The sequence below is a fragment of the Brachybacterium sp. JB7 genome (assembly GCF_003335205.1).
Lineage (GTDB): Bacteria > Actinomycetota > Actinomycetes > Actinomycetales > Dermabacteraceae > Brachybacterium > Brachybacterium alimentarium.
This window is the reverse complement of record NZ_QPGN01000004.1, coordinates 141,502-161,616: the sequence shown is the minus strand read 5'-3', so window position 1 is coordinate 161,616 and position 20,115 is coordinate 141,502. Positions and strand designations below refer to the sequence as shown.

The window sequence follows — 20,115 nt, the reverse complement described above, 5'->3', positions numbered from 1 at the left end:
GTGTTCTCCTCAGTGGGTGGTCTCGAGTGTCCAGCGCGCGCCGTCCTGGGCGTCCTCGACGCGGATGCCGGCGGCGCTCAGTGCGTCGCGCAGGGCATCGGCCCTGGCCCAGTCCTTCTCGGCGCGGGCCGCCGCACGGGCGGCCAGCTGGCTGGTGATCAGCGCATCCAGCGCTGCGTGCTCGGCGCCCGGGGCGCCGGAGGTGCTCCCCCACTGCGGGGACAGCGGATCCAGGCCCAGCACGTCGAGCATGGCCCGCAGCCGGCCCAGACCGTCCGCGATCCGGTCCGCATCGCCTCCGGCGGCGAGCAGGGAGTTCAGGGCCGACTGCTCACGATGGACGACCGCGAGGGCTTCGGGGACGGCCAGGTCGTCGTCCATCGCCGCGATGAAGTCCTCGGGCAGGTCGATCGCGGACAGTTCGGCGTCGGGGGCCGCGAGCGGAGCGTCGCCGAGCACCTCCGCTGCGCGGCGTGCGGTCGTGCTGAAGCGCTCCCACACCACCTCCGCCTCCCGCATCGCGGTCGCGTTGTACTCGACGGTGGCGCGGTAGTGGCCGCTCACCAGCGCGAGGCGCACGGCCGCGGTGGGGTGCTCGGCCAGTGCGCGCGCCGCGGTGACGAAGTTGTCCAGGCTCTTGCCCATCTTCAGCCCGTCGACCGTGAGCACGCCGGAGTGCATCCACCGCTGTGCGAAGCCGAAGCCTGCGGCGTGCGACTGCGCCTGCTCGTTCTCGTGATGCGGGAACCGCAGGTCGAGGCCTCCGGCGTGGATGTCGAAGGTCTCCCCGAGGTACTTGCGGCTCATCGCGGAGCACTCCAGGTGCCAGCCCGGGCGGCCGCGGCCGAAGGGGGTGTCCCAGGACGCCGTCGCCGGTTCGGTGGGCTTGGCGGCCTTCCACAGAGCGAAGTCACGACGGTCCCGCTTGCCGGGTTCGCTCTCCTCGCCCGCGTCCTGCATGTCCTCGATGCTCTGCCGGGTCAGGGAGCCGTAAGCGGGGTGCGAGGCGACGTCGAAGTACACCGAGCCGTTGCCGTCGGCGTAGGCGTGGCCACGCTCGATGAGCAGCTCCATCAGCTCGATCATCTCGGGCACGTGGCCGGTGGCGCGCGGCTCGTAGGTGGGGCGACGGTTGCCGACGCGATCGAGCACGTCGTGGAACTCGCGCTCGAAGCGGAGCGACCAGGCCCACCATTCGGCATTCGCCTCGTCGGACTTCACGAGGATCTTGTCGTCGATGTCGGTGACGTTGCGGATGTGGACGACCTCGTAGCCGTGGCGCTCGAGCCAGCGGACCAGGATGTCGAAGGCGACGAAGGTGCGCAGATGGCCCAGATGCGGCGCCCCCTGTGTCGTCGGGCCGCAGACATACAACGACACCGCCCCCTCGCGCACCGGGACGAACGGTGCGGTGGTACGGGTGGCGGTGTCGTGCAGATGGAGAGTCACGTGAGCCAGGGTACTGCCCAGCCAGGGTGGAGTCCTCTCCGGATCACTCGGGGATTGCGGGGATCACCCTGCGCACCCGCTGAGAGGTCACTCGGTGCGGGAGCTGACCTGCTTGCCGTAGAGCTCCTCGAAGGTGTCGTCGTAGGAGACGGCGTTGCTGCGTCGCTTGCCCTGGACGGCGTCGACCGCGGACTGCGCGGTCTCGATCGTCGTCTCGGGGGCCTTGATCTTCTTGAAGACGAGGAAGGCGACCAGGCCGGCGATCGCGCCGATCAGGATGAACACCCCGGCGACGATGAGGAAGGCGCCCCAGTAGGGCAGGCCGAGGGCCTGCAGCCCGGTGGCGGCGGCGAACAGCAGCATCACCCAGGCCGAGAGCAGGAGGAACAGCAGCACCGCGGCGCAGGCGGCGATGATGCCGGCCTTGATCGCGATCCCGGTGATCTCCTTCTTGGCGATGTCGATCTCATGATGGACAACGCCGAGGAGCTCGTCGCGGATGGACTGGACGAGTTCACCGATGGACCGCTGGGTGGGCGGCGTGCTCGGATCGTTCGTGGTGTTGATCATGGTCAGAGCCTAACGCAGGGTCGAAGGGTTTCAGGGCTTCTCGGAGCAGGGTGGCCCGGCCACCGGGGACGCGAGCGGAACCGGAGGGGCGCACGCTGCTGTCCGGGGTCGGGATCGGGGCTCAGTCGACGGAGATCCGCTTGCGCTTGGTGGACTCCGGTCGGGGCCCGGCCGAGCTCGAGCGCCGGACGACGATCGACGGCGCGACCGCGACATCCCGTGCCGGGGTGTCCAGGCCCGAGACTCGCTCGACGAGGAACTGCGCGGCCAGCGCACCGAGGCGATCCGAGTTCGGATCCACGCTCGTGGTCTGGGAGATCCCGGACGAGGCCAGCGAGGTGTTGCCGTAACCGGCCACTGCCAGCTCCTCGGGGACGGAGATCCCCGCCTCCCGGGCGGCGGAGAGCAGCCCGACGGCGGTGACATCGTTCGCACAGGTCACGGCAGTGGGGACCTTGCTCCCGCGCAACAGCATCGACCCGGCGGTCTGGCCCACCTGCTCGGTGAAGTCGCCCGGGTCGACGCGGGCGTGCTCGCCCAGTCCGTGGCGCTCCATGGCCGCCCGGAAGGCGTCGGCGCGCTCGCGTGCCACGGCCGCACCGACGCCACCGATATGCGCGATCTCGCGGTGGCCCAGGCCGACCAGGTGGTCGACGAGCAGGCCCTGGCCGACCTCGTCGTCGATGCGCACGGTGTCGAAGCGGCCGACGAACTCCTTGGAGCAGCCGATCCCCACCAGGGGGCGGTCCGCGATGGCCGTGAGCACGCTGTCCATGTCCGCGAGATCCGAGATCATGAGGAAGCCGTCGACCCCGAGCTGGACGAGCGATTCGATCGCGTCGGTATCCGCAGCCACCGGGTATTCCGGCATGCGACGACGGGTGGGGACGACGACGGCGGTGCGGCCGGTGGCCGACAGCTCGATGCGGATGGCGCGCACCAGATCCGAGATCCAGGTGTTGCGCATGGTGTTGACGAGGACGGCGACCACGCCGCGATGGTCCTCCTCCTCGCTGAGCTCCTCGAGCGGGAAGTGCAGTCGCTCCGCCGTCTCATGGACCCGCGTCACCATCTGCGGCTTGACCTCCTCGGCCCCGCGCAGCGCACGCAGCGCGACCGTGCTGGAGATCCCGAGGGAGTCGGCAACATCCCTCAGGGTGCCCCGCTGCTGGCCGCTGTCGGCCAGCTCCTCGGCCGTGCTGTCGAGGTTCTCGACCATCTGGCCCGAGGTGCCGTCGTCGGGGCTCACCGCGTCGGGCTCGGAGGCGTGGTCGATGGTCTCATCGGAGGAGGCACTCGCGTCACTGCTCATGCCCCCATTGAACCGCATCGGCGGCCGTCGGCGGGCACGCATGCCACGTCGTGGCGCTCACTGTTCCCAGGATCTCCTCGGAACGCGGCCCGCCCACTGCGCGGGACACCCGGCAGGAGGGAACGGCTCGAGCCCCCGGAACGTTCGAGCCGCCCCGCGCTCACGATGTCCGCGCCACCCCGCTCTCAAGACGTCCGAGCCACCCCGCTCTCGAGACGTCTGCGCCACCCGTCGGCGGCCGGTTCCGGCGACCCGCACGGCGACGCCCGGGGGTTTTCCCCCGCGAGGGACGCGGGCGGGCCCCGTGGGAGGTTCGCGAGATCCCGAATACTCTCAGGGCCATGGACGATACGACTGTGCCTGCCACGGCACCCCAGCGCCCACGGCTCAGCGCCTCGGCGCTGGCCTCCGTGCTGCTCGGAGGCCTGCTGTTCTACTCCTGGTTCTGGATCAGCATCACGATCTTCTTCACCGGTCTCGGTTCCCTGCCGGCGCTCGGGACCGGATTGCTGCTGCTGATCCCCTGGTTCCTGGTGATGCAGGTCATCGTGCGGATCGAACGTCGTCGCGCCGTCGCAGTGCATCGGCTCTCGGTGATCCTGCCGCCGACCCGCCGCTCGCGCCGTGGCGGGTTCAGAGGCTGGCTGTCGGACCGCTGGCTCGAGTTCTGCACCGGTGCCTTCTGGCGCGGTGTGCTGCACCACCACCTCGCGATGCTCGTGGCCGGAGCCTTCTTCACCCTCTTCGTCATCGCCGTGTGGCTGGGCTGGACCAGCGCCGATGTCGCGCTGCGCCAGGGTGCGCTGCAGCTGGGATCCCTCGAGCTCTCCCGCTGGATGCTCGGGATCGTCGCGCTGTCCTGCGCGGTGGTCGCGGGCATCTCCCTGGTGCTGGGGGCCCTCGCCGATCGCGGGGTGGCCAGGGTTCTCGTCTCCGGCTCCGAGGAGGACCTGCGAGTGCAGGTCGCCGAGCTCGTCGAGCGTCGGCAGGGTGCGGTCGATGCCGCCTCGCAGGAGCGCCTGCGCATCGAACGGGATCTCCATGACGGGGTGCAGCCGCGTCTGGTGAACCTCGCGATGACGCTCGGGATCGCGAAGAACACCATCCGCACGGATCCGGATCGGGCCACCGATCTCGTCGGCCAGGCGCATTCCGAGGCGAAGGCGGTCATGACGGATCTGCGCCAGCTGGCACGCGGGATCCATCCGGCGGTGCTCACCGATCGTGGCCTCGATGCCGCCCTCTCGGCCCTGGCCGCGCGTTCCCGGATCCCTGTCGAGCTCCACGTGGATCTGCACGACGGCCGGGGAGCACGCCTGGACCGCGAACGGGAGGCCGTCGCCTACTTCCTCGTCTCCGAGGCGCTGACCAACATCGCCAAGCACTCCGAGGCCGAGCACGCCTCCGTGAGCGTCAGGCAGACCCGGGACACCGTGGAGGTGCGCATCGAGGACGACGGCCGAGGCGGGGCCCAGGTGCATCGCGACGGCCTCTCCACCGGCCTCGCTGGCCTGACCGACCGCGTCCGCGCCACCGGCGGCCGGCTGGAGGTCGCAAGTCCCGTCGGCGGCGGAACCGTCCTCCTCGCCGTCCTCCCCGTCCCCGCTCGGTCCGCCGCCGTCGCGATGCCTGCCGCTCCCCGACCCGGAACCCAGAACCCTCAGAACACGCAGGACCCCCAGACCATCCAGAACACCAAGGAGGCCCTCCGATGAGGATCGTGATCGCTGATGACGCCGTGCTGCTGCGAGCCGGTGTGGAGCGACTGCTCACCGAAGCCGGACACGAAGTGGTCGCCGCAGTCGGGGACGCCGACGCCCTGCTGGCCGCGGTCTCCCACCACGCACCGGATCTCGCGGTGATCGACGTGCGCATGCCTCCGACCTTCACCGATGAGGGCGTGCGGGCCGCGATGCTCATCCGCCAGCAGAGTCCGGAGATCGCCTTACTGGTGCTCTCGCAGTACGTCGAGGAGCGCTACGCCTCGGATCTCATCGCCGACTCCTCGCGCGGCCTGGGCTATGTGCTCAAGGACAGGGTCGCGGACGTCGACGATTTCCTCTCGGTCCTCTCCGACGTCGGCGACGGAGGCACCTGGCTGGACCCCGAGGTGGTCCAGCAGATCTTCATCCGCTCCCGCCGTCGTCGGACCCTGGAGGGCCTCACCCCGCGAGAGCGCGAGGTGCTCTCTCTGATGGCCCAGGGCCGCTCCAACCAGGCGATCGCAGACACGCTGTTCGTCTCGGCCGGGAGCGTCGAGAAGCACATCTCCTCCCTGCTCACCAAGCTCGACCTTCCGCCGGTGGACGGGGAGAACCGTCGGGTCATGGCCGTGCTGCGTTATCTGGAATCCGAGGAGCACTGATGACCATCCCCCCTCACGATCCACAGCCGCTTGAGGCCACCGGGCCCAGGATCGAGCCCGGGCGCCGTCTGAACCCGTCCCGGCAGGGTGATCGTCCCTGGCGCCTGGTGATCACGCTGCTGGGAGGAATCGTGCTCCTCCTGATGCTGCTGTTCCTGGTGGCCTACTCCACGACGAGCTGGCTGGACGGCCGACGCTATGCGGACGTCCCGGCCACTACCGGGCTCGGCTCCCCCAGCTCGCTCACGCTGAGCAGCGACGTCGGCAACGTGAACGTCGTGCACGATGCCGACGTGGACGACGTGACCCTCGCGCTGGTCGAGAACGGCGAGATCTCCCTCCCCGCCGAGGGCGACGTCACCCGCGCCGAGATCACGCAGCGAGGCGGCGATTCCTCGAAGACCGTCACCGTCAAGCAGCCACAGGGCCCCGCCGCCGTGCCGTGGGACCAGCCCGGACGCGACCTGCTGCTGCTCATCCCGGACGGCCACGGCATGGCGCTGACGGTGACGGCGGGAGTGGGCGACGTCGACATCGACGGCACCTTCTCGACGCTCGAGGTCACCGCCGACGTGGGCGACGTGAGCCTGGATTCCGTCGAAGCACCGGACGGCGTCGCTGTCACCACCTCGGTGGGCGGCGCGGACATCGACCTGGCGGGCTCCGAGCTCAGCACGGTCGACGTCACGAGTTCGGTCGGGGACGTGGACGTGGTCCTGCCCGACGACGCGGGCGGCACGGTGACCGTCCGCACCTCCATGGGCACCATCGACGTCGAGGTCCCGGGCAGCGAGCCCTGGGATGTCGAGGCCCGCTCGGACGTGGGCGAGGCGCGGGTGGACCCGGACCTCACCCGCGGCGCCGACTCCTCCTCCGCGCTCGGGACGCTGACCGCCACGTCGGATATCGGGGACGTGACGATCACCCGCTGAGCCCACGTCAGGGACATGACGATCAACCGCCGGGCTGTGCCCACCCCCGGGGCGCGACGATCGCCCGCCGGGCTCTGACGGGTCGGCGTGTCACGGGCGGGCCGCTGGTGAGGTCATATGCCGTAGGCACCAGAGCTCCTCACCAGCGGCCCGTCCACGACACGATCCGCCCACCACGGCCCGGCCCAGCAACCCTGGCAGCCTCGGCCCGGCAGCCCCGGCGACCCAGGCAACCCTGGCAACCCTGGCAGCCTCGCCCCGGCACCTCGCCCCGGCAGCCCCGGCACCTCGTCCGGGCTGCCCCGGCTCCCGCCAGCCACGACAACCCGGTCCACCCCGGCAGCCGCGGCCACCGCAGGCGCTGGAAACCTCGCCGCGGCAGTCGCAACCGACCGGGCAGGTCCGGATCAACCCTTGGGGTCAGCCCTTGCTGGACATGCCCTCCTGGATGAGGTCCATGACCGAGGCGTCGGCGAGGGTCTGGGTGTCGCCCACCGTGCGGTTCTCGGCGACATCGCGCAGGAGGCGGCGCATGATCTTGCCGGAGCGCGTCTTGGGCAGCTCCGTGACGACGAGGATCCGCTTGGGCTTCGCGATCGGACCGATCTCCTTGCCGACGTGGGCGCGGAGGGTCTCGATGACCTTGTCCTCGCCACCGGCCTCGGCGATCGCATCCTCGTTGCCTCCGCGGAGGATCACGAAGGCGACCACGGCCTGTCCGGTCGTCTCGTCGGCCGCGCCGACCACGGCGGATTCGGCGACCCACTCGTGGCTGACCAGCGCGGACTCGATCTCCATGGTGGAGAGCCGGTGGCCGGAGATGTTCATGACGTCATCCACACGGCCCAGCAGCCAGATGTCGCCGTCCTCGTCGCGCTTGGCGCCGTCGCCCGCGAAGTAGAGACCCTCGAAGCGGGACCAGTAGGTCTCCTTGAAGCGCTCCGGGTCGCCCCAGATCCCGCGCAGCATCGCCGGCCAGGGCTTGTCGAGCACGAGGTATCCGCCCTCGCCGTTCTCGACGGGCTTGCCGGACTCGTCGACCACATCGGCGCCGATCCCTGGCAGCGGCACCTGCGCCGAGCCGGGCTTGGTGGCGGTGATCCCGGGAAGCGGGGAGATCATGATGGCGCCGGTCTCGGTCTGCCACCAGGTGTCCACGATCGGGCAGCGGTCTCCGCCGATGACGCGGCGGTACCACATCCAGGCCTCGGGGTTGATGGCCTCGCCGACGCTGCCGAGCAGCTTCAAGGAGGAGAGGTCGTACTTCGCCGGGATGTCCTCGCCCCACTTCATGGCGGTGCGGATCGCGGTGGGCGAGGAGTAGAACTTCGAGACCTTGTGCTTCTCGACGATCTCCCACCAACGGCCCTGGTGCGGGCTGTCCGGGGTGCCCTCGTAGATCACCTGGGTGGTGCGGTTGGCCATGGGACCGTAGACCACGTAGGTGTGGCCGGTGACCCAGCCGACGTCGGCCGTGCACCAGTAGACGTCGGTCGACGGCTTGATGTCGAAGACGTTGCGGTGGGTATAAGCGGCCTGGGTCAGGTAACCGCCGGTGGTGTGGATGATGCCCTTGGGGTTACCGGTGGTGCCGGAGGTGTAGAGGATGAACAGCGGATGCTCCGCCTCGACCCACACCGGCTCGTGCTCGGCCGAGGCGTCCTCACGCGCCTCGTGCCACCAGACGTCGCGGCCCTCGTTCCATTCGACGTCGCCGCCGGTGCGACGCACCACGAGGACCTTCTCGACGCTGTCGCCGCCGGTGGCGAGCGCCTCGTCGACGGCAGGCTTCAGCGGCAGCTGCTTGCCGCGACGGTTCTGCCCGTCGGCCGTGATGACGACACGGGCCTCGGCGTCCTCGATGCGCGAGCGCAGGGCATCCGCGCTGAAGCCGCCGAAGACGACCGAGTGCGGTGCGCCGATGCGGGCGCAGGCGAGCATCGCGAAAGCTGCCTCCGGAATCATCGGCAGGTAGATGGCGACCCGGTCCCCGGTCTTGACCCCGAGATCGGTCAGGACATTCGCCATCCGGCTGATCTCGTCCTTGACCTGGGCATACGTGTAGGTGGCGTCGGTGCCGTCCTCGTACTCGGCGAGGATCGCGGCCTGGTCGCCGTGGCCGGACTCCACATGCCGGTCCACGCAGTTGTAGGCGACGTTCAGGGTGCCGTCGGCGAACCACCTCGCGAAAGGCGCATCGGTCCAGTCGAGCGTCTCGGTGAACGGTGTCTTCCAACTCAGCAGGCTCGCCGCTGAACGCCAGAACGCCAGGCGGTCCCGCTCGGCCTCCTGGTACAGCGAGGGGCGGGCGACCGCGTTCTGGACGAACTCGGAGGACGGGGAGAAGGTGCGGGTCTCCTGCGAGAGATTCTCGATCGCGGTGGCGGCGTCGTCAGACATCAGTACTCCTGGTTCACGGGCCCCGGGGCCGCCGGGGCGAAACGGACGGCCCAACCGTATCGCAGGAGACCCACGTCACGGGACACCGCCCAGATTCCGCCCCCACCTGGCGGTCCTGCTGCTCAACGAGCCGAACGGGGGTGCACCTCGACGACCTGACCGTCAGGGTCGGTGACGTGCAGACGTCGCTCACCCTCGTCCGTGACCACGTGTGCGGGGTACCCGGCATGTGAGAGTCGCGCCGCGAGCTCGTCGAGATCCTCCGAGGTCTCGAATCCGAGCCGCACCAGTGAGACCTGCAGGTCGGGATGCCCAGGGTCGCCACCGGGCCGACACGCCACCATGCCACTGGACGGCTCGTGCAGCCCGATCGAGCCGTGCCCGGGGCTGGCGAGCGCACGATACCCGTGGTTGCCGCCATCGACGGGAACGAATCCGAGCGCCGCGAAGATCTCGATGTCGCGGTCTCTCTCCGGCCCCTCAGCACTGGCTCGCACCGCTGTGACCGAGAGGCGCGGGTCGGCCTCGGAGCCGTCGTGGAGGACGTAGCCGTAGGGATCGGCCTGATCCTCGTTGATCCCGATGGCCTCGCCATGAGGACCGGTGAGGTTCCCCTGGTGACCGTAGCTCTCGTCCCACACGGTCACCTCGAGGCCGGCCGCCCGCAGGTGCTCCGCAGCCGCCCCGACCGAACGGACCGCCGTGCTCAGCTGGGTCTCGCCCGCAGGCGCGGCGGTGGCAGAGGCCGCTCCCGCGCCGTGCACCATCACCCGGCCGCCTCCGCCGGCCACGAGGTCGGCGAAACCATCGCCCTCGGTCGTGATCAGCGGCGTCATGCCGAGGGTGCGCAGGAACGCGATCAGCGCCGCCGGATCAGCGCTGAACCTCAGCGGGAAGACGGTGAAGGCGATCGCCTGCGGTGACGTGCGCTCAGGTTCGTCGTGGGTCGTGCCGGGGCCGGTGCGGTCAGCCATGGTGTGCTCCTCAGGCGTCTTTGCGGTGAAGATCGGACGGGGAAGACGGGGTCGACGGGGACGGCGGGGCGGAGAGGTACTGCGTCAGCGCTCTGTCGACGAGAGCGCTGAGGCTCGTGGACTCGTCGATCGCGCGATGCTTGACGGCGACGACGAGATCCTTGGGGAGGTACACGTTGAACTGGACCTTGGGGGCCGGTGGAGGGGTCTCCGAACTGTCTTCCATGACAGAATGCTAGCAACCTAGAGAGAGCTGTCAAGAGGCCCGTGGGAGGCCCGCCAGGGACAGGGAAACTCGTGTGCGACCGCCGCCCGGGCGCGAGGACGCCACGGCCGATGCGGCTCAGCAGTCGGGGAGGCTGACCGGGACCGCAGTGACAGCGAGCCCGCCCATCGCGGTCTCCTTGTAGCGCGCGTTCATGTCCTTGCCCGTCTGGCGCATGGTCTCGATGACGGTGTCCAGCGAGACGAAGTGCTCGCCCGTGCCGCGCAGGGCGAAGCGTGCCGCAGTGATCGCCTTGACGGCCGCCATGGCGTTGCGCTCGATGCATGGCACCTGCACCAGGCCACCGACGGGATCGCAGGTCAGCCCCAGGTTGTGCTCCATGGCGATCTCGGCGGCGTTCTCGACCTGGGCGGGCTTGCCGCCCATCGCCTCGCACAGGGCTGCGGCAGCCATCGAGCAGGCCGAACCGACCTCGCCCTGGCATCCCACCTCGGCCCCCGAGATCGAGGCGTGCTCCTTGTACAGCGAACCGATCGCCCCGGCGGTGAGCAGGAAGCGCACCGCGATCTCCTCGGGGTCGACGCCCTCGATGTAGGTGGTCGCGAAGTACAGCACGGCCGGGATGATGCCGGCGGCGCCGTTGGTGGGCGCGGTGACTACGCGGCCTCCGGCAGCGTTCTCCTCGTTGACGGCGAGGGCGGCGAGCGAGACCCACTCGAAGGCGTTCATGGGCAGGCGCACCGGGTCCTCGGCGCTGAGGGAGTCGTACCAGGAGGAGGCGCGGCGCTTGACCTCGAGGCCGCCCGGGAGCACGCCGCTGATGTGCACCCCTCGGTCGATGCAGTCCTCCATGGCGCGCCAGATGCGCAGCAGCCCGGAACGGATCTCCTCGTCGCTGCGCCATTGGCGCTCGCGCAGGAGCATCGCGTCGGAGACGGAGATCCCGCGGTCCTCGCACACCCGCAGCAGCTCGTCCCCCGTGGTGAAGATCGTGCGCCCCTCCCCCTCGGACGCCACCTCGGCGATCGGACGGTCCATGTCCGCCTCGTCCAGCACGAAGCCGCCGCCCACGGAGAACATCGGCCGACGCACTAGCTCCTCGCCTGCGGCGTCGAGGGCGAGGAAGGTCATGCCGTTGGGGTGCTGGGGAAGGATCGTGAGGGGGTGCAGCACGATGGTGGAGGGCCGCAGGTCGATGGCGAGCCAGCCGCCGAGGAGAAGGCCGCCGTCGGCTTCGATCGCCGCCACGCGCTCACGGCCCGTTACCGGGTCGACGTGCTCGGGGTCGTTGCCCTCGAGTCCCATGACCACGGCGTCCAGGGTGCCGTGCCCCGTCGCCGTGGCGGCCAGTGATCCGTACAGGTGCACCTCGACCCGGGCAATGCGGGAGGCGACGCTCGCCTCCTGGAGCACCTCGCGGGCGAACTGAGCCGCCGCGCGCATCGGTCCGACGGTGTGAGAGCTCGACGGGCCGATCCCGATCTTGAACAGATCGAAGGTGCTGATGCTCATCGTCCGCCGCCGCGACGCGGGCTGCGCGACGACGAGCCGGACCGGGTGCCGCCCTTGGCACCCTTCCCTCCCGGGCCGCCCTTGGCGCCCTTGCCTCCGGAACGACCTCTGCTGCCCTGGTCCCCCTTGCCGCCAGTGAAACCGCCGCCGCCCTTGCCCGAGCCGCCGCGACCACGCGGATCACGGCTTGCGGCATCACGCTCCGACGAGTCCGCAGTGCGCTGGCCACGTCGGCCGCCGGCCGGTCGGGACGAGGACGGGCGGGACCTCTCCGCACCGGCCGTCTCGGACCGTCCTCCGCGGCCTCCGCGGTCTCCTCCGCGAGGGGCTCCACCGCGGGCGGCACCGCCGCGTGAGGGGGCGGCTCCGCGACCGCCCCGTCCTCCACGGGCTCCGCCGCGACCACCCTGGGCGGGGCCCTCGGGCTCCTCCTCCCAAGAGGCGCGACGCTCCTCGTTCGCACGACGCTCCTCGGCGCGACGCGCGTCGGCCCCGGAGGTGCGGTTGATGTCGAGCTTGCGGGGTGCCCCCTTGTACTTCACGAGCGCCGGATCCTCGGCGGGCTCGCCGGAGGGGTCCTGCCCGCCGAGCCGGTCCAGCGCGGGGTCGTCCGCCGAGGCGACATCGGCCCAGGCGGCCTCCACGCCGGCATCGGAGACGATGCCCCGGGTCTTGTTGACCTGGTGGGGCAGGGCGAGCGTGACGACCACGCCGGTGGCGCCGGCTCGAGCGGTGCGACCGGAGCGGTGCACGTACTCCTTGAGATCGTCCGAGGGATCGACGTGCACGACCATCGTCACATCATCGATGTGGAGGCCGCGGGCGGCGACGTCGGTCGCGACCAGCACGGGATACGCGCCCTCGCGGAAGCCAGCCAGCACATTGATGCGCAGGCCCTGCTGCTTGTTGCCGTGGAGCGCAGCGGCGCGCACCCCGACCTCGAGGAGCTCCTGGGCGACGCGCTCGGCACCGAGCTGGGTGCGCGTGAACATCAGGGTGCGGCCCTCGCGCGCTCCGAGCTGGGCGGTGACCGATCGCTTGGCGGAGGGCTCGATGGCGAGCACGTGGTGATCCATCGTGGTCACCGCGGCCGAGACCGGCGTGGTCTCGTGGCTGACGGGATCGACCAGGAAGGTGTCGACGATGTCCTCGACCTGGCCGTCGAGCGTGGCGGAGAAGAGCATCTTCTGGGTCCCCATCGGGATCGCTGCGAGGATGTCGCGCACATCGGGCAGGAAACCGAGGTCCGCCATATGATCGGCCTCGTCGATGACGGTGCTCTCGACCAGGTCCAGCTGGAGGGCCCCGCGCTCGGCGAGGTCGATCAGGCGGCCGGGCGTGGCGACGATGATCCCGACGCCGCGGGCGACCGCGTCGGCCTGCTTCTCGATGTTCATCCCCCCGGCGACCAGCTGCGCCTTCACGCCCACCGCACGCGCGAAGGGATGGATGGTGTCGACGACCTGGACGGCGAGCTCACGGGTCGGCACCAGCACGATCCCGAGCGGGCGCTTGCGGTGCACCTTGCGGCCCCGGAAGCGAGCGGTCATCGCAAGCGTGAACGCGAGCGTCTTGCCCGAGCCGGTCTCGGCGCGGGCGAGCACATCACGGCCGGCGAGCGCGTCGGGCAGGATCGCGGACTGGATCTCGAAGGCACGCTCGAGTCCCTGATCGGCGAGGACACCGATCAGTTCATCGGGCAGAGCCATGTCCTCGAAGCGCTCCGCGCTGTGGGCGGGTCGGCGACGGGCCTTGGGCATGGTGATCCTCCTGACGATACGAACACCGCCATCATCCCGCATGTGTCCACCGTGGGAGACTGTCAGGACGATGTTGCGCACACTCATGACTTCGAAGATCCACCGGGCCACCGTCACGCAGGCAGACCTGCACTACGTGGGCTCGGTGACGATCGACCCCGAACTCACCGAGGCAGCCGGCCTGGTCGAGAACGAGCAGGTCTCCATCGTGGACATCACCAATGGTCACCGCCTCGTCACCTACATCATCGACGGCGAGCGCGGCAGCGGCGTGATCGGGATCAACGGTGCGGCCGCCCATCTGGTCACCCCCGGCGACCTGGTGATCATCATGGCGTACGGCCAGCTCGACGAGACGGAGATCTCCTCGCATCGGCCCCGCGTGGTCCATGTCGATGAGAGCAACCGCATCGTCGCGATCGGCCATGACGGAGCTCAGCCGGTTCCCGGCATGCCCGATCAGGTCAGCGGCCGCGAATCCCGCGGCATCGCCTGAGCCTCCGCAGCCTCGCCGCGGACACGGGAACCCCTTTCCCGTGTGCCGTCTAGGATCGCCCTCGTGATCACCCGTCGTCCCCGCGCTCTCTCATGACCGGAGTCCTGGCCGGGTTCTTCATCGTCTGGTCGCTCATCGCCGTGGGCTGGGTGGCCGGGCGCGCCGGCATCCTCGGCCCGCACGGGCGCTATGTCCTGAACCGGGCGACCTTCTTCATCGCCTCCCCCGCCCTGGTGCTCGTGGGCCTGCTGAGCTCGGACGTGCAGGAGATCTTCTCGGTGCCGATGGCGGTCGCCGGGATCTCCGGGCTGGGGACCGGCGCCCTGCTGCTGCTCGTGCTGCGAGTGTTCAGTGAGCGCCGCGGCACCGAGCTCGTGGTCGCCGCGATCAGCGGCTCGGTGGTCAACGGCGCGAACATGGGCTTCCCCATCGCGGCCTATGTGCTCGGGGACATCTCCCACGCCCTGCCGGTGATCCTCTTCCAGCAGGCCGTCTACAACCCGCTGTACCTCTTCGTGCTGCACCAGATCATGGAGAAGGAGTCCCTGGGCCCGGCCGGGATCGCCCGCAGCGTCGCCGCGAACCCCACGATCATCGCCGCGGCCGTCGGACTGGTCCTCTCGCTCGCGCGGGTGCCGGTCCCCGACGTCGTGCTCGAGCCGATCCAGTCCCTGGCCGACATGGCGATCCCCGGGATGCTGCTGGCCTACGGGCTCTCCCTGCACGGCTCCCGTCCCCTCGCGAAGGCCGACGGGTACCGCGGCCTGATCGCCGTCTCCTCGGGCGCGAAGCTCGTGGTAATGCCGCTGATCGCCCTGGGGATCGGACTGTTGTTCGGGCTGCGCGGGCATTCCCTGTACGAAGTGGTCGTGATGGCGGCCCTGCCCACCGCGCAGAACGTGTACGTGGCCGCCGCCCGCTACCGCGCCGCGGAGAACCTCGCACGAGACACGGTGCTGATCACGACCATCGGCACCGTGGTGGTGCTGCTGCTGATCTCGGGAGTGCTCGGGGTCTGACCGCGACCGGGCCTCTGCTGCGCAGGCCCCTCCTCACAGTGATCCGGCGGTGCTGCTGCCCGGCGCGAGCTCCTGGTCCAGGAAGAGGCAGGCCGCCCCGATCGCCCCGATGTCATCGCCCAGGTGCGAGGACTCCATCGTCGCGTGCGCGCCCTCCAGCCACTGCGACACCTGTTCGTGAGCCGGTTGCTCCGCGAGCGCACGCAGCGCCGGCCAGGTGGGTCCCCCGATGATGATCCGCTGAGGATCGTGGATGCCGGCGAGGATGCGGATCGCCTCCCCCAGTGCTCGGCCGTGGCCGGCGAGGATCTCCTGTGCCGGTTCGGAGCCGCGCTCGGCCTCAGCAGCCAGAGCATCGATCGCGGCCGTCATCCCGGCCTCGTCGGGCACCGGGACCCCGGCCTGCTGGGCCGAACGCACGAGCACCGGTGCGTCGGTGTACAGGCACAGGCATCCGTAGCGTCCGCAGTTGCAGGCGTCGTCTCCGCGCCCGATGGGCAGGTGGCCGATCTCGCCGGCCTGGGTGGTCCCCCCTCGGTGCACGGCGCCGTTGGCGCTGACCGCCGAGCCGACGCCGTGGCCCACGTACATATACAGCACGGTCTGGGTGCTCTCGAGGTGGCGCGACCAGATCTCGCCGGTCAGCGCCGCGTTGGTGTCCTTTCCCAGCACTGCGGGCAGGCCCGTCGCAGCGCTCAGCTCCTCCACGATCGGGATGTCGCGCCAGCCGGGCATCCAGGGCGGGTCGCGCAGGATGCCGGCGGTGGCATCGAGGCCGGCGGGCGCCGCGATCCCGATGCCGAGCAGCCGACGTCGCGTGGCCAGTCCATCTGCTGCGCCCGGCGGCCCCTCAGCACCCGCCCCGGAGAGGGCGTCCTCTCGTGCCTCAGGCCCTGTCGGGCCGCGACCTCCCGCAGTGCCCGCTGATCCGCCACCAGCCACATCACCCCCGGCAGCGAGGTCAGCATCGGCCCCGGCCGGACGCGACGGTGCAGCGGCGGCCCCGAGCGACAGCGTGAGCCCGTCGATCTTCGCGGCGATGCGGGAGATGTCCGCCTGCGGGTCGTCGGTCGGCGGATCGAGGGTGGCGCGGGCGACGGGACGGGCCGCCAGATCGCAGACCACCACGGTGATGTGCGCCGGATCCAGATGCACGCCGATCGTGAGGCGGGCATCGGCGACCACGCGCAGCAGCGTATGCGGCTTCCCCGGCCCGGAGACGCGCCGGCCCGCCTGCTCGATCATGCCCTCGGCGATCAGGCGCCGGGTGATCAGGGAGACGGCCTGGCGGGAGAGACCACTGCGGCGGACCACGTCCGACTGTCCGATCCCCTCGGGCGAGCTGCGGATCGTATGGAGCACCAGCCTCTCGTTGTACTCGCCGATGTCGGTCATCGATGATCCGCGCACAGTTCTCCTCGTGTCTTGGTGTCGTGCCGTCGTGCCGTCGTGCCGTCGTGCCCAGCCAGTTTCCAGTCCGACGACGCAACCGCTTAAGCGGTTATTGCCTTTAGTCCATCGGTGTGAGTAACCTACCTCACACGGGAAGACGTGGCCCGGATGGAGACGGTCACGAAGGCACCGACGCCTGATCTTCCCGTGTCACCGCACCGATGGAGGCGCGGCGAGAATCCGAAGGGAGAGCGATGAGCGCGAGCGATGCCGTCGCGACGGGCACACCGAGGACCGGGTCTCCCGGTTCCGTCCCCGCCGCCGACCTCACTGCGCGGAGCGGGCCCCGAGCCCAGAACGGCGGTGGCGGTAGATCCGCCAAGAGGAAGCTGACGGGACGAGAGAAGCGGAATCTCCGACTGGGACTCCTCTTCATCTCACCGTGGATCATCGGGGTCGCTGTCTTCGTCATCTATCCGCTGATCTACTCCTTCGTGATCAGCCTGACGCAGTACTCGGGGATGCAGACTCCGACATTCATCGGGTTCCAGAACTACATCGCCGCGTTCGCCGATCCGATGGTGCACACCTCGGTGGGCAACACCGTCTACTACATGCTGCTGGCGGTGCCGATCGGTCTGATCGTGGCCCTGCTGCTGGCAATGGCGATGAACCGCAACGTGCGCGAGGTCGCGATCTACCGCACCCTGCTGTACCTGCCCTCGCTGATCCCGATGTTCGCGATGTCGTTCATCTTCATCGTGTTCGTGAACCCCCAGTTCGGCATCGTGAACCAGTTCCTGGGCCTGTTCGGCATGCCGGACACCAACCTGCTGGGCGAGCCGCGCTACGCGAAGATCGTGATGATCGTGATGGCCCAGCTGGGCGCAGGCAACGCCGCGCTCATCTATCTGGCGGGCCTGCGGAACATTCCCGAGACGCTCTACGAAGCAGCACGCATCGACGGCGCGGGCAAGTTCCGCCAGTTCTTCTCGATCACCGTTCCGCTGCTGACTCCCACGATCCTGTTCAACCTGATCACGGGCGTCTCCGGCGCGATGATGGTGTTCACCGAGGCGTTCATCATGACCAACGGCGGCCCGGACAACTCGACGCTGTTCTACATGCTGTACCTGTACCGCAACGCCTTCTCGTACGGGCAGCTCGGCTTCGCCTCCGCATTGGCCGTGCTGCTGTTCCTGTTCGGCATGGTGCTGGCCGGACTCATCTACTGGCTCTCGCGCCGGTTCGTGAACTACGACGTGTCGGCCGGCTGAGGAGCAGAACACAGACATGGCTATCAATACTCTCGAGACCGGGACGCAGAATCTCGGTCAGTCCCCCAAGCTCAAGTCGCGGTCCGACTACGGCCGCAACGCGGACGGCTCCCGGCAGAGCCCGGTGGGCGCCTGGATCTCGCGCCTCGTGATGCTCCTCGTGCTCATCCTGTTCTCGCTCCCGCTGTACTGGATGCTCATCTCCGCGCTGAAGACGCCCGAGGAGCTCGCACAGTTCCCGCCCACCCTGTTCCCCACCGAGTTCCGGTGGCAGAACTTCTCCGACGCCGTCACCGTGATGCCGTTCTGGACGTTCTTCCGGAACACCGCGATCATCACGATCAGCGTGGTGGTCTTCAGCGTGATCTCGAATTTCATCGTGGCGTACGGCTTCGCCTGCATCGAGTGGCCCGGGCGGAACAAGGTGTTCTTCATCGTGCTGGCCACCCTGTTCCTGCCCTTCCCCGTCACCCTGATCCCGATGTTCGACATGTGGGCGGGCCTCGGCTTCGTGAACACCTGGGTGCCGTTGATCGCGCCGGCACTGTTCGCCGGCGGGTTCTTCACCTTCCTCCTGCGACAGTTCATGCTGCAGACGCCGAAGGACATGATGGACGCGGCACGTGTCGACGGCGCCAGCGAATGGTCCATCGCCTGGCGGATCGTGTTCCCCACTGCGCGTCCCGCGGTCACGGTGATCGCGATCTTCGCGGCGGTCGGCACATGGAACGACTTCATGGGCCCCCTGATCTACCTCCAGGACACGAGCAAGCAGACGCTGTCGATCGGTATGCAGGTGTTCCGCTCCGTGAATGCTCAGGACATCCAGTTCAACCTGCTCATGGCCGCCTCGTTCCTGGTGCTGCTGCCGCTGGTCATCCTGTTCTTCATGTTCCAGCGCTACTTCATCAGCGGTATCACCCTCGGAGGATTCAAGTGATCGATCGACGAACACTTCTGCGTGCCCTCGGGGCTGGTGCGAGCGTCACCGTCGCCGGCGGTTCCATCGTCAGCTGCACGAATCGCCCCGTGGGTGAGAACCGCGACCCGGACACCGTCAAGGTGTGGGGCATCTGGGCGTCCGACGCCGAGAAGGAGGCGAAGATCGTCGAGGCCTTCAGCGAGAAGCACCCCGACATCAAGATCCAGATCGCCCAGGTGCCGTCGAACGGTCAGGGCGACGCCTCCAGCGTCATCACCGCGGTGCGCGGTCGCACCGGCCCGGATGTCTATTTCATGGACCGCTTCAACGGGGCGCAGTTCGCCTCGCTCGGCCTGCTCGAGCCGATCGACGATCTCATCGAGGAGTACGAGGGCGTCAGCCCTGAGGAATTCATGTCGGGATGGGTCAAGTTCGCCACCGACGAGCTGTTCTACGACGGCAATTACTACGGGCTGCCGATGGACACGGACACCCGCGGTCTCTACGTCAACCTGGACCAGGCGCACGAAGCCGGGATCGACCCGGCTCTGCTGGACCCGAAGAACGGGCCGATGTCCTACGACCAGATGTGGGAGATCAACGATCAGTTCAGCGTTCAGGACGAACGCGGCACCTACGAGAAGGTCACCTGGATCCCCTGGGACGACCAGGCCTCGCTCCTCATGTGGGCCATGGCCAACGATGTGCCGTTCTTCTCCAACGAGTCGTGCCATACGCTGCTGGACTCCCCCGAGATGCTCGCCGTGGCGACGATGTACGAGGGATGGGTCGAGAAGCTGGACTTCCCCCGGCTGGACGCGTTCAAGGCCACCTACCAGCCGCCGAACGCCCCGCCCACCCAGACCTCGTTCTTCTCGGACCGTCAGCTGTTCCAGATCAGCGGTCCGTGGGGCGTGCAGGGACAGGCCGACTACAAGCCGGACATGAACTACGGCGTCACCCATCTGCCCGTCCCGAACGAGGGCGATGACCCGTTCACCTGGGCCGGCGGCTTCGCACTGGTGATGCCCAAGGGAGCGAGCATGTCCAAGGCCTCGTGGGAATTCTTCAAGTTCTACGCCGGGTACGAGGGCCAGAAGATCCTCATGCCGCAGATCAGCCGTATCCCCACGAACATCGAGACCGTCAAGGACCCCGAGGGCTGGAACCGCGACATCTCCTTCTTCGTGGAGCTGATGGGCGTGGCCAAGTCCCGCCCGCCGCTGCCGGTGGGCACCAAGCTGTGGGACGCGATGCTCACGATGCAGGACAGCCTCAACCAGAGCTCCGACACACCGGAGAACCTGGTCAAGGAGGCCCAGGCGTACGTGGACCCGACGATGCAGCAGTTCTGCCCGGTCTCCCTGCCCGAGGGCTTCGGGGAACCGGACCCGAACTTCGGCGTCGAGGACGTCGAGAAGGCCAAGCAGGCGAAGGACGCCTGATCTCCTCACCGGCACGTCCAGGAGCGGAGCGGAAGTCACTGCACTTCCGCCCCGCTCCTGTGGT

General features: G+C 69.1%; 17 protein-coding genes. 8 read left to right on the top strand and 9 right to left on the bottom strand.

Annotated features, from left to right (window positions below; all coding sequences use genetic code 11):
• Nucleotides 1-9: 9 nt before the first annotated feature.
• From cysS to CIK81_RS07240, 3 genes are all read right to left on the bottom strand, one after another.
• Nucleotides 10-1,449 carry a cysteine--tRNA ligase gene (cysS, locus tag CIK81_RS07250; RefSeq protein WP_096196949.1) on the bottom strand — a complete coding sequence of 480 codons (1,440 nt, stop codon included), beginning with the start codon at nucleotides 1,447-1,449 and terminating at the stop codon, nucleotides 10-12.
• 87 nt (nucleotides 1,450-1,536) lie between these two features.
• A complete protein-coding gene (locus CIK81_RS07245; protein WP_096166338.1) occupies nucleotides 1,537-2,019 on the bottom strand; it encodes a phage holin family protein in 483 nt (160 codons plus the stop codon).
• A 121-nt stretch (nucleotides 2,020-2,140) separates the two neighbouring features.
• The gene (locus CIK81_RS07240; RefSeq protein ID WP_158541957.1) at nucleotides 2,141-3,331 is read right to left on the bottom strand and encodes a LacI family DNA-binding transcriptional regulator; all 1,191 of its coding nucleotides are present in this window, start codon (nucleotides 3,329-3,331) and stop codon (nucleotides 2,141-2,143) included.
• A 341-nt stretch (nucleotides 3,332-3,672) separates the two neighbouring features.
• On the opposite strand from CIK81_RS07240, the gene CIK81_RS07235 reads away from it, so the two are divergent.
• From CIK81_RS07235 to CIK81_RS07225, 3 genes are read left to right on the top strand one after another with little or no spacing between them, the layout of a single operon-like run.
• On the top strand, nucleotides 3,673-5,046 hold the full coding sequence (locus CIK81_RS07235) for a sensor histidine kinase (protein ID WP_096166337.1): 1,374 nt from the start codon (nucleotides 3,673-3,675) through the stop codon (nucleotides 5,044-5,046).
• Complete coding sequence (locus CIK81_RS07230; protein ID WP_096166336.1) at nucleotides 5,043-5,696, top strand: response regulator transcription factor; 654 nt, start codon at nucleotides 5,043-5,045, stop codon at nucleotides 5,694-5,696. The genes CIK81_RS07235 and CIK81_RS07230 overlap by 4 nt, the downstream gene beginning before the upstream one ends.
• On the top strand, nucleotides 5,696-6,628 hold the full coding sequence (locus CIK81_RS07225) for a DUF4097 family beta strand repeat-containing protein (RefSeq protein WP_096166335.1): 933 nt from the start codon (nucleotides 5,696-5,698) through the stop codon (nucleotides 6,626-6,628). Before CIK81_RS07230 ends, CIK81_RS07225 begins: the two co-directional genes overlap by 1 nt.
• Before the next feature lie 420 nt (nucleotides 6,629-7,048).
• On the opposite strand, the gene acs is transcribed toward CIK81_RS07225, so the two are convergent.
• The 5 genes from acs to CIK81_RS07200 form a co-directional block, all read right to left on the bottom strand.
• A complete protein-coding gene (acs, locus tag CIK81_RS07220; RefSeq protein ID WP_096166334.1) occupies nucleotides 7,049-9,028 on the bottom strand; it encodes an acetate--CoA ligase in 1,980 nt (659 codons plus the stop codon).
• A gap of 122 nt (nucleotides 9,029-9,150) precedes the next feature.
• Nucleotides 9,151-10,002, bottom strand: a complete 852-nt coding sequence (locus CIK81_RS07215) for a VOC family protein (protein ID WP_096166333.1) — start codon at nucleotides 10,000-10,002, stop codon at nucleotides 9,151-9,153.
• Nucleotides 10,003-10,012: 10 nt separating this feature from the next.
• Nucleotides 10,013-10,228, bottom strand: a complete 216-nt coding sequence (locus CIK81_RS07210) for a CopG family transcriptional regulator (protein ID WP_096166332.1) — start codon at nucleotides 10,226-10,228, stop codon at nucleotides 10,013-10,015.
• 117 nt (nucleotides 10,229-10,345) lie between these two features.
• On the bottom strand, nucleotides 10,346-11,740 hold the full coding sequence (locus CIK81_RS07205) for an L-serine ammonia-lyase (protein ID WP_114355574.1): 1,395 nt from the start codon (nucleotides 11,738-11,740) through the stop codon (nucleotides 10,346-10,348).
• On the bottom strand, nucleotides 11,737-13,500 hold the full coding sequence (locus CIK81_RS07200; RefSeq protein ID WP_114328779.1) for a DEAD/DEAH box helicase: 1,764 nt from the start codon (nucleotides 13,498-13,500) through the stop codon (nucleotides 11,737-11,739). Before CIK81_RS07200 ends, CIK81_RS07205 begins: the two co-directional genes overlap by 4 nt.
• Nucleotides 13,501-13,570: 70 nt before the next feature.
• Between CIK81_RS07200 and panD the strand changes: the two genes are divergently transcribed.
• Together panD and CIK81_RS07190 are read left to right on the top strand one after the other, a co-directional pair.
• On the top strand, nucleotides 13,571-13,996 hold the full coding sequence (panD, locus tag CIK81_RS07195; protein WP_114307662.1) for an aspartate 1-decarboxylase: 426 nt from the start codon (nucleotides 13,571-13,573) through the stop codon (nucleotides 13,994-13,996).
• 92 nt (nucleotides 13,997-14,088) lie between these two features.
• Nucleotides 14,089-15,015 carry an AEC family transporter gene (locus tag CIK81_RS07190; protein ID WP_114355573.1) on the top strand — a complete coding sequence of 309 codons (927 nt, stop codon included), beginning with the start codon at nucleotides 14,089-14,091 and terminating at the stop codon, nucleotides 15,013-15,015.
• Nucleotides 15,016-15,048: 33 nt separating this feature from the next.
• Here CIK81_RS07190 and CIK81_RS07185 read toward each other — a convergent pair whose 3' ends face one another.
• Nucleotides 15,049-16,410 (bottom strand): ROK family transcriptional regulator, encoded by a 1,362-nt coding sequence (locus CIK81_RS07185; RefSeq protein WP_158541956.1) that lies wholly within the window; start codon nucleotides 16,408-16,410, stop codon nucleotides 15,049-15,051.
• Nucleotides 16,411-16,661: 251 nt separating this feature from the next.
• Between CIK81_RS07185 and CIK81_RS07180 the strand changes: the two genes are divergently transcribed.
• From CIK81_RS07180 to CIK81_RS07170, 3 genes are read left to right on the top strand one after another with little or no spacing between them, the layout of a single operon-like run.
• Nucleotides 16,662-17,684, top strand: a complete 1,023-nt coding sequence (locus tag CIK81_RS07180) for a carbohydrate ABC transporter permease (RefSeq protein WP_096166326.1) — start codon at nucleotides 16,662-16,664, stop codon at nucleotides 17,682-17,684.
• A gap of 16 nt (nucleotides 17,685-17,700) precedes the next feature.
• Nucleotides 17,701-18,624, top strand: coding sequence for a carbohydrate ABC transporter permease (locus tag CIK81_RS07175; protein ID WP_114305344.1), 924 nt, complete (start codon nucleotides 17,701-17,703; stop codon nucleotides 18,622-18,624).
• Nucleotides 18,621-20,051, top strand: coding sequence for an extracellular solute-binding protein (locus CIK81_RS07170; RefSeq protein ID WP_114305346.1), 1,431 nt, complete (start codon nucleotides 18,621-18,623; stop codon nucleotides 20,049-20,051). The genes CIK81_RS07175 and CIK81_RS07170 overlap by 4 nt, the downstream gene beginning before the upstream one ends.
• The last annotated feature ends 64 nt before the right edge of the window (nucleotides 20,052-20,115 follow it).